Below are 9,329 nucleotides of genomic sequence, written 5' to 3' on the forward strand. Positions count from 1 at the left end.
GCGAAAGTTCGGCAAGTATGGTATGCGTAATCGTCATGGCCTTCACCGACGCGTCGCTCACCGCGCTGCGCGTGTTCCGCGAGGTGGCCGAGCGGGGCTCGTTCACCGCTGCGGCTGCCGCGCTCGGCTACACGCAGTCCGCCGTCTCCCGCCAGATCGCGTCGCTGGAGCGCGCGGCGGGCACGCCGCTCGTCGAACGCCGCCACGACGGCGTGCGCCTCACTCCCGCCGGCCGCCTGGTCGTGCGCCGCGCCGCCACCGTCGTCGACGAGGTGGACGCCGCGGCCCGCGACCTCGTCGGCCTGCCCGACGGGCACGGCAGCGTCCGGCTCGGCTGGTTCGCCAGCGCCGGCGCCGCCCTGGTGCCCCGGGCGCTCGCGGAACTGCGCCGCACGCACCCGGGCATCACCGTGACCACGCGCGAAGGCAGCACGCCCGCGCTGGTCCGCGCGCTGCGCGCGGGAACACTCGACCTGGCGCTGATCGCGTCGACACCGCCGTTCCGTCCGCCGGACAGCGAAACCCCGGCGTTGCTGGTGCAGACCCTCGCCGAGCGCAGCCTGTGTGTCGCCGTGCCCACCAGCCATCCCCTCGCGCGCGGCGAGTTCATCGACGTCGCCGACCTGTCCGGCCAGCGCTGGATCGCCGGCTCGCGCAACGAGCACGTCATGGGCGTCTGGCCCGGCCTCGACGAGCGCCCCGACATCGCCCACACCGCGCGCGACTGGCTCGCCAAGCTCAACCTCGTCGCCGCCGGGTGCGGCATCACGACCGTACCCACCGTGCTCACCCCGGTCCTCCCGCCCGGCGTCCGCGTCCTCCCCGTCCGCGGCGGCCCTTCCGAACGGCGGCGCGTCCTGCTCGCCCGCCTGCCCGGCCGCCCCTCGGACGCCACGGCGCGTCTCGCGGAGGCCTTTCGCGCGATGGCGTTGGAAGGTGCGGTCGACGGCTTCTGATGGTGGAGGCCGGTTGCCGCTACCTTGAGCACACGCGGTCGTCGTGTTCGGCCCGGAATGTTCGCGAAAGGACATGCCGAACAGTGGCGAACCTCAAGGTCACCTACGACGCCTCGGCGGATGCCGCGTACGTCTACTTCACCGACCCGGCCACGGAGCCGCGGTCGGTGTACATGTATCCGTGCGCTCCCGGCGAGGTGGGCGGCATGATCAACCTCGACTTCCAGGCGGACGGTCGTGTCCTGGGTGTCGAGGTGCTGGCCGCCCGGTCCAAGGTTCCCGAGTTCCTGCTCGACGGTGCCGAACGGATCGAGAACCCGGCGCGCCCAGCTCGGGTCGAGGCTGCTCGGCCCGCTCGAACGGTGATCGGGGCAAAGGAAACGTTCGACGGCAGGGAAATCGAGCTGATCGACGTCGACTCGGTCACCGCGGGGGCTCGCCGGATCGAGTTCCGTGACCCGGCCTGGCGCGAAACCGAGCCTGTGCTCATCGTGTTGCTGCCGCGAGGCAGTTCGTGGGCCGAGGCGAGGGTGACGATCCACCCGCACCGTGGCACTGTTCCCGTGGCGTTCCTGACCTGGGCGACGGAGATCGCCAAGCAGCGGATGACCGGGAAGTAGGGTGGCGGCGGCCGTCCGATGAGCGCACACCGTCAGCGCGGTCATCACTTTGTGTACTCCTGCGCGAGAACGCGCGCCCAAGTCTGGTCGATGATCAAATTCTGTGACTACCATCTCACCGGATGTCCGAATCCGACCAGGGATGCGTCGCCAAAACACCAGCCGTTGAACACCGACGCACAGTATTCCCTGGTCAAGGCGTCGTGGAAGCCGCACGCCTCGCTCGGATGAGCGGCCCGATTCACTTGAACGTGTCCAGTCTCTAGTCTGGACTTGTTCCAGAAACCATGGTCTGATGCCCTCATGCCGGCCACCGATCCTGCGGAGCGTCTGCGGGGTGTCTCACTGCGAGTCACCAAGCAGCGGACCGCTGTGCTGCACGCGGTGGCGCAGCGGCCGCACGCGGATGTCGAGACGGTGGTCCGGGCGGTGCGCTCCGAGCTCGGGGCGGTGTCGACCCAGGCGGTGTACGACATCCTCGCCGCGTTGGGGGAGGTGGGGCTCGTGCGGCGCATCGAGCCGGCCGGGTCGCCGGCGCGGTTCGAGGTGCGCACCGGGGACAACCACCACCACGTGGTGTGCCGCCGCTGCGGTGCGGTCGCCGACGTCGACTGTGCCGTGGGGGAGCGGCCTTGCCTTGCCCCCGCGAGCACCAACGGGTTCGTCATCGACGAAGCCGAAGTGACGTACTGGGGCCTTTGCCCTTCCTGCAACGAAAACTGACTGTCCACCACCTGAAGGAGATGAAGTGGCTTTCGAGGAGAACACCGAACCGCTGACGACGGCGGCGGGTGCGCCGGTCGTGGACAACCAGAACAGCATCACCGCCGGCCCGCGCGGACCGGTGCTGCTGCAGGACCTGTGGCTCATCGAGAAGCTGGCGCACTTCGACCGCGAGGTCATCCCGGAGCGGCGCATGCACGCCAAGGGCTCCGGCGCGTGGGGCACTTTCCGTGTCACGCACGACATTTCGCAGTACACGAAGGCCGCGATCTTCGCCAAGGTCGGCAACGAGTGCGAGATGTTCGCGCGGTTCTCGAGCGTCGCGGGTGAGCGCGGCGCGGCCGACGCCGAGCGTGACATCCGCGGTTTCGCCCTGCGTTTCTACACCGAGGAGGGCAACTGGGACGTCGTCGGCAACAACACCCCGGTGTTCTTCCACCGCGACCCGCTGAAGTTCCCCGATCTCAACCGCGCGGTGAAGCGTGACCCGCGCACCAACTTGCGTGACCCGGAGAACAACTGGGGTTACTGGACGAACCTGCCCGAGGCGCTGCACCAGGTCACGATCATCATGACCGACCGCGGCATCCCCAAGTCCTACCGGCACATGCACGGCTTCGGCTCGCACACCTACAGCTTCATCAACGCGGCGGGCGAGCGGAACTGGGTCAAGTTCCACTTCCGCACCCAGCAGGGCATCGAGAACCTGACCGACGAGGAAGCCGGCGCCGTCATCGCCGCCGACCGCGAGTCGAACCAGCGCGACCTGTTCGACGCCATCGAGCGCGGCGACTTCCCGAAGTGGAAGCTGTTCGTGCAGATCATGCCCGAGGCCGACGCGGCGACCTACCGCTTCCACCCGTTCGACCTGACGAAGGTGTGGAGCAAGAAGGACTACCCGTTGATCGAGGTCGGCGAGTTCGAGCTCAACCGCAACCCCGACAACTACTTCCAGGACGTCGAGCAGGCCGCCTTCACCCCGGCCAACCTGATCCCCGGCATCTCGTTCAGCCCGGACAAGATGCTGCAGGGCCGCCTGTTCTCCTACGGTGACGCCGCCCGCTACCGCGTCGGCGTGAACCACCACCAGATCCCGGTCAACTACCCGCGCGGCGCCAAGGTGGTCAACACCTACCACCGCGACGGCGCCATGCGAGTCGACGGCAACCAGGGCGGCGTCCCGGGCGTCGAGCCGAACAACTTCGGCCGTTGGCAGGAGCAGCCCGCCTACGCCGACCCGGCGCAGGCCGTCGGCTCGACCGCGGACCACTTCAACTTCCGCGAAGACGACGACGACTACTTCACCCAGCCGGGCAACCTGTTCCGCCTGCTGTCCGCGGACGAACAGCAGCGTCTGTTCGAGAACACGGCGCGCGCGATCAAGGGTGCGCGCAAGGAAACCGTCCAGCGGCACATCGACAACTGCGCCAAGGCCGACCCCGCCTACGGTGAGGGTGTGCAGAAGGCCTGCGAGGCCCTGGGCGCTCTGTAAGACCTTTGTGGCCGTTGCCCCCGTCGCCGTTGCTGCGACGGGGGCGCGGCTTTTCTACAGACTCTGCCCGAACATTTCCGCGGCTTCCCGCGCGCTCGGCGTGCCGGCGTCCAGATCGGCGCCTGCCTTTTTCAACGCCACGACGATTTCCGTCTCGCCCTTGAACAAGGCACCCGCGATCGGCGACTGGTTGCGTGCGTTGCAGATGTCGGGATCCGCGCCGTGCTGCAGCAGGTAGCCGACGGTCTCGCCCCGGCCGTGGTATGCGGCGAGCATGAGAAGCGAATTGCCGGCCTCGTCGAGGGAATTGACGTCCAGGCCGTGCTCGATGAACTCCGCGAGCTCTGTGGTGTTGCCTTCACGCGCGAGGTCCGCCATGACGGTGCGGGCTCGTTTCCGGAGTTCTTCGTTTTCGTCGGAGGGCATGGTGGAATCTTAACAGCGGTCAATTGTGGTTGGGTGGCCTTGGGAAATGGTCCTGATCTCGCGCTACGGGGCCGCGCACGAGTGAGTGCGCGGCCCCGGTGAAAATCAGCTCAGCGGTTCGAGCGCCTTCGCCAGCGGCTCCAGCACCGCGGGGGTGTGGGGCGGCGGCAAGTAGACGATCGCCAGGTCGAGGCCGGCCTCGCCGAGGGCTTCGGCCTGCTTGGCGACCGCGGCGTAGTCCAGGTCGGGCTCGAGGCGCACGTGCGAGGACAGCGTGATCTCGCTCGGGTCGCGGCCGATGTCGGCGCAGTGGCGGTGCAGGACGTCGCGCTTGTGGGCGAACTGCTCGGGCGTGCCGCCGGTGAAGTTCCAGTGGTCGGCGTACTTCGCGGCCGTGCGCAGGGTGCGCTTTTCGCCGCTGCCGCCGATGCAGATGGGTGGGTGGGGCTTCTGGACGCCCTTGGGTTCGTTGCGGGCGTCGGTGAGCTGGTAGTGCGTGCCCTTGAAGGTGGTGGTTTCCTGTGTCAGCAGGCTGATCAGCACCTCGCAGCCTTCCTCGAACCGGTCGCTGCGTTCCTTGATGGTGCCCAGCTCCATGCCGTACGCGCCGGACTCCTCCTCGTTCCAGCCGGCGCCGATGCCGATCTCCAGGCGCCCATCGGACACGATGTCGAGCGTCGCGGCCATGTTCGCGAGCAGCGCGGGGTGGCGGTAGTGCATACCGCTGACGAGCGTGCCCAGGCGCAGCCGCTTGGTCGCCTGCGCGAGTGCGGTCAGCGTGACCCAGCCCTCCATGCAGGGACCGGTCGAATCGGAGAAAATGGGATAGAAGTGGTCGAACGTCCAGCCGGATTCGAACAGCTCGATCTCGTCGGCTGCCTGCCAGACCGAGAGCATGTCCTTCCAGGCCGTGTTCTGGGGCGAAGTCTTGATGGCGAATCGCATGCTCGTGAGCGTAAACCTGGAGTAGCCCCAGCTGCCAACACCACCCGCGGCCGGCATGCCGGCCGCGGGTGGGTGAGTACCTTGTGGACAGTGGCCCTCACGTCGGTGAAAAACCGGCGCGGCGCCCACCGCCAAAGCCTCAGTCCCGGATCGCCTTCAACGCGTCCGACCATGTCTCCAGCTGCGTGAACAGCGTGTTGGCCGCGTCGTCGTGCAGGGCGGCCGGGTTGAAGGACGCGAAGTTCTCGAAGTCCGTGAACAGCGAGAAGGACAGCTGCTGGCGCACGTGGGCGATCTGGAGCTCGCTGCAGATCGCGCGCAGGTGTTCGATCGCGCGGGCGCCGCCCAGTGACCCGTAGGACACGAAAGCCGCGGCCTTGTTGTTCCACTCCGCGTAGAGGTAGTCGATGGCGTTCTTCAGGACGGCGGACGTCGAGTGGTTGTACTCGGGCGTCACGAAGATGAAGCCGTCGTAGGAGTCGATCTTCGCGGCCCACGCCTTGGTGTGCTTGCCGGCGTACTGGCCGAGGGTGGGCGGCAGGGCCTCGTCCAGGTGGGGCAGCGGGAAGTCGGCCAGGTCGACGAGCTCGTAGTCCGCGCCGGTGCGCGCCTTGGCCCTGGTGAAGACCCAGTCGGCGACCTGCTTGCCGTTGCGGCCAGGGCGGGTGCTGCCGATGATGACGGCGATCTTGAGGTCACTCACGTGCCGGTTTCCTTCCGAGGATGACTTGAATCTTCATGTCAAATGATGAACACCGGAACTTGAACATTCAAGTCACGCGCTAGACTGGGACGTATGACACACCGGCAGGCCGCCCCGCGGTGGCTCGACTCCGAAGAGCTGCAGACGTGGCGCTCGTTCACGTACCTGCTGCACCGGCTGCCGACCGAGCTGGAGAAGCAGCTGCGGGAAGACGCGCAGCTGAGCTACATCGAGTACTACGCGCTGGCGGGGCTGTCGGAGGAACCCGGCCGGCGCATGCGGCTGAGCGAGCTGGCGATCCTGACCAACGCCGAGCTCTCCCGCCTGTCTCACCTGATCAGCCGGCTCGAGAAGCGCGGGTTCCTCTACCGCGAGCCCGACCCGGAGGACGGCCGCTACACCCACGCCGTGCTCACCGAAGCCGGCTACGCGCACGTGGTCGAGTCCGCGCCCGGCCACGTCGAGCGTGTGCGCGAGCTCGTGTACGACGTGCTGTCCGAAACCGAGCTGCGCACCCTGCGCACGGCGGCTGACAAGATCACCCGGCGCATCGAAGCCGATGGCTGAAGGTCTCCATGAGAGGGAGCGGCAGGCGGCCTCCGCGCCGACGCATCCTGGGGGCATGACGAAGAACCCCGGCTTCGAGTTCGGGCTGAACTCCTTCGGCGAAGTCGCCACCGACGGAGCACGCACACTGAGCGACGCGGAGACCGTCCGCCTGCTCGTCGGCGAGGCGCGCCTCGCCGAAGAAGCCGGCCTCGACGTCTTCAGTGTCGGCGAGCACTATCGCGAAGGCCACAACGACAGCGCGACGCCGGTGCTCCTGGCGGCTGCCGCGACGGCGACCGAGCGCATCAAGCTCGGCACCTCCGTCACGGTCCTGAGCACCAACGACCCCGTCCGCCTCTACCACGACTTCTCCACCGTGGACGCCGTCTCCGACGGCCGTGCGCAGCTGGTGCTCGGGCGGGCGTCGGCGACGGAGTCGTTCCCGTTGTTCGGATACGACCTCGCCGACTACGAGCACCTGTTCGAAGAGAAACTCGACCTGTTCATGCGTTTGCAACGCGAGGAGTCCGTGACGTGGTCGGGCACCGTGCGCGCGCCGCTGGTGGGCCAGACGCTGCACCCGCGGATGCGCCCGGGCGGGATCCCGACGTGGATCGGCGTGGGCGGCAGCCCGGATTCCGTCGTGCGTGCCGCGAAGTACGGGCTGCCGCTGATGCTGGCGATCATCGGTGGCCGGCCGCAGCGGTTCGCCGGGCACGTGGAGCTTTACCACCGCGCTTTGGCGCAATTCGAACAGCCGGTGTTGCCGGTCGGACAGCACTCGCTCGGCCTGATCGCGGACACCGACTCCGAAGCCGTCGAGACGTGGTGGGAGTACTGGCAGCCGGTGGTCGCGAAGCTCGCGGCCGAGCGCGGCTTCTACAAGCCGGACCGCCGCCGCTACCTGGCGGAGATCGAGGGCGGTGCGCTGTTCGTCGGCTCGCCGGACACCGTCGCGCGCAAGATCGCGGCCGTGGCGCGTGACCTGCGCCTCAGCCGTTTCGACCTGAAGTACGACATCATGAACCTGCCCCGCGAAGCTCGCGCCCGGTCGATCGAGCTGTTCGGCCGTGAGGTCGCCCCGCGGGTTCGCGAACTGCTCACGAAGGCGCCTTCCCATGTCTGACCTGGCTTTCGGCCTCGACACCTTCGGCGACGTCCCGGAGGACGACACCGGCACGCCGATGTCCTACGCCGCCGCGATCCGGCACGTGGTCGACGAGGCGGTGCTCGCCGACGAGATCGGCGTGGACGTGATCGCGCTCGGCGAGCACCACCGGCCCGAGTACTCGATCACCACTCCGGAGACGGTGCTGGCGGGCATCGCCACCCGAACGTCGCGGATCCACCTGTCCTCGGGGGTGACCGTGTTGAGTTCCGACGATCCCGTGCGCGTTTTCCAACGCTTCGCGACCGTCGACGCACTCTCCGACGGCCGCGCGGAGATCATTCTCGGACGGGGTTCGTTCACGGAGTCGTTCCCGTTGTTCGGATATGACCTCTCCGACTACGACAAGCTGTTCGAAGAGAAAATCGATCTGTTCGTTCGGTTGCTCGACGAGAAGCCCGTGACGTGGAGCGGAACGCTCCGCCCGCCGCTGGACGCGGCCGACGTGTTCCCCAAGACGGAGTCGGGCCGCCTGACGACGTGGGTCGGCGTGGGCGGGTCACCGCAGTCGGTGATCCGCACCGCTCACTACGGGCTGCCGCTGATGCTCGCGATCATCGGCGGACCGGCGAAGCGGTTCGCGCCGTACGTGGACCTCTATCGCCGCGCCGCCGCGGAGTTCGGCACGACCGCGCACCCGGTCGGCATGCACTCGCCCGGCTTCATCGCCGACACCGACGAGGAAGCGCGCGAACTGTTCTGGCCTCGCTACCGCGTGATCCGCGACCGCATCGGCCGGCTGCGCGGCTGGCCGCCGATCCAGCGCGCCGAGTACGACAGCGAAATCGAGCACGGCTCGATGTACATCGGCTCGCCGGAAACGGTCGCGCGCAAGATCGCCGGCGCGGTGAAGGACCTGGATGTCGGCCGGTTCGACCTCATCTACTCCAGCGGTTCGCAGCCGGCGAGCGCGCGCATGCACGCGGTGGAGCTGTACGGCACGAAGGTGATCCCGATGGTCCGGGACCTGCTGGCGGAGGGGAAATGACGGAGACGCTGGGCATCCTCGGCGCGGGCAAGGTCGGTACGGTCCTCGCGCGGCTCGCGGTGGCGGCCGGCTACCACGTGCTCATCGCGGGCTCGGGCGCGCCCGAGAAGATCGCGCTCACCGTGGAGGTCCTCGCGCCGGGCGCCGTCGCCACGACGCCGGCCGGGGCCGCTTCGGCCGACGTCGTGATCCTGGCGCTGCCGCTGGGGAAGTACCGGAGCATCCCGGCGGCGGAGCTGGACGGAAAGCTCGTGATCGACGCCATGAACTACTGGTGGGAAGTGGACGGTCACCGCGCCGACCTGCAGGTCTCCACGAGCGAGACCGTCCAGAAGTTCCTGCCCGGCGCGCGCGTCGTGAAGGCGTTCAACCACATGGGTTACCACGACCTGGAAGACGAAGCCCGCCCCGCCGGAACACCCGGCCGCAAGGCCATCGCCATCGTCGGCGACGACCGCGCGGACGTGGCACAAGTGTCCATTGTGGTCGACGCACTCGGCTTCGACCCCGTGGCGGCCGGTGGCCTCGCCGAGGGCGTGCGCCTGGAGCCGGGCGCCGAGACGTTCGGGGCGAACGTCGAGGCCGCCGAGCTGAGGGCGATGCTGGAGCGGTTCCCGGAGTCGGAACGCGGTCGTGCCCTCGGTGAGCGGCTGGCGGACTCGCACTAGTTCTAAAACTGACTGAGGTTGTTGACAGTCTTGGGCTCCTGATCTAGGGAGGCCTATGGCTGAGCGAGTGTGGAGTGAGAAGGACCTGGTC

The 9,329-nt window shown here is 68.2% G+C and carries 11 protein-coding genes; 8 read left to right on the forward strand and 3 right to left on the reverse strand.

The features are described 5' to 3' along the window. The first annotated feature begins 35 nt into the window (after positions 1 to 35). The 4 genes from AB0K15_RS44240 to AB0K15_RS44255 all read left to right on the forward strand — a co-directional run bounded on the left by AB0K15_RS44240 (position 36) and on the right by AB0K15_RS44255 (position 3,791). Positions 36 to 956 (forward strand): LysR family transcriptional regulator, encoded by a 921-nt coding sequence (locus tag AB0K15_RS44240; RefSeq protein WP_364066171.1) that lies wholly within the window; start codon positions 36 to 38, stop codon positions 954 to 956. A gap of 83 nt (positions 957 to 1,039) precedes the next feature. Next, positions 1,040 to 1,576, forward strand: a complete 537-nt coding sequence (locus tag AB0K15_RS44245) for a DUF2283 domain-containing protein (protein ID WP_364066174.1) — start codon at positions 1,040 to 1,042, stop codon at positions 1,574 to 1,576. A 303-nt stretch (positions 1,577 to 1,879) separates the two neighbouring features. Beyond that, positions 1,880 to 2,299 (forward strand): Fur family transcriptional regulator, encoded by a 420-nt coding sequence (locus AB0K15_RS44250; RefSeq protein WP_364066177.1) that lies wholly within the window; start codon positions 1,880 to 1,882, stop codon positions 2,297 to 2,299. Between the two features lie 25 nt (positions 2,300 to 2,324). Beyond that, positions 2,325 to 3,791, forward strand: coding sequence for a catalase (locus AB0K15_RS44255; protein ID WP_364066181.1), 1,467 nt, complete (start codon positions 2,325 to 2,327; stop codon positions 3,789 to 3,791). Between the two features lie 54 nt (positions 3,792 to 3,845). On the opposite strand, the gene AB0K15_RS44260 is transcribed toward AB0K15_RS44255, so the two are convergent. The 3 genes from AB0K15_RS44260 to AB0K15_RS44270 form a co-directional block, all read right to left on the reverse strand. Further along, positions 3,846 to 4,217 (reverse strand): ankyrin repeat domain-containing protein, encoded by a 372-nt coding sequence (locus tag AB0K15_RS44260; RefSeq protein ID WP_364066186.1) that lies wholly within the window; start codon positions 4,215 to 4,217, stop codon positions 3,846 to 3,848. 105 nt (positions 4,218 to 4,322) lie between these two features. Beyond that, positions 4,323 to 5,162: an LLM class F420-dependent oxidoreductase gene (locus AB0K15_RS44265; protein WP_364066193.1), complete on the reverse strand. Its 840-nt coding sequence runs from the start codon at positions 5,160 to 5,162 to the stop codon at positions 4,323 to 4,325. Between the two features lie 139 nt (positions 5,163 to 5,301). Beyond that, positions 5,302 to 5,865, reverse strand: a complete 564-nt coding sequence (locus AB0K15_RS44270; RefSeq protein WP_364066196.1) for an NAD(P)H-dependent oxidoreductase — start codon at positions 5,863 to 5,865, stop codon at positions 5,302 to 5,304. A 93-nt stretch (positions 5,866 to 5,958) separates the two neighbouring features. Between AB0K15_RS44270 and AB0K15_RS44275 the strand changes: the two genes are divergently transcribed. The 4 genes from AB0K15_RS44275 to AB0K15_RS44290 are packed head-to-tail and all read left to right on the forward strand — an operon-like array spanning position 5,959 to position 9,238. Then, positions 5,959 to 6,432: a MarR family transcriptional regulator gene (locus AB0K15_RS44275; RefSeq protein ID WP_364066199.1), complete on the forward strand. Its 474-nt coding sequence runs from the start codon at positions 5,959 to 5,961 to the stop codon at positions 6,430 to 6,432. Positions 6,433 to 6,487: 55 nt separating this feature from the next. Beyond that, positions 6,488 to 7,540: an LLM class flavin-dependent oxidoreductase gene (locus AB0K15_RS44280; protein WP_364066202.1), complete on the forward strand. Its 1,053-nt coding sequence runs from the start codon at positions 6,488 to 6,490 to the stop codon at positions 7,538 to 7,540. Next, positions 7,533 to 8,570, forward strand: a complete 1,038-nt coding sequence (locus tag AB0K15_RS44285; protein WP_364066205.1) for an LLM class flavin-dependent oxidoreductase — start codon at positions 7,533 to 7,535, stop codon at positions 8,568 to 8,570. The genes AB0K15_RS44280 and AB0K15_RS44285 overlap by 8 nt, the downstream gene beginning before the upstream one ends. Next, entirely contained in the window at positions 8,567 to 9,238 is a 672-nt protein-coding gene (locus AB0K15_RS44290; protein WP_364066208.1) for an NAD(P)-binding domain-containing protein, read from the forward strand. Before AB0K15_RS44285 ends, AB0K15_RS44290 begins: the two co-directional genes overlap by 4 nt. Positions 9,239 to 9,329: the final 91 nt, after the last annotated feature.

Origin of the sequence: Amycolatopsis sp. NPDC049253 (genome assembly GCF_040678995.1) — a bacterium.
In the GTDB taxonomy this organism is placed as follows: Bacteria; Actinomycetota; Actinomycetes; order Mycobacteriales; family Pseudonocardiaceae; genus Amycolatopsis.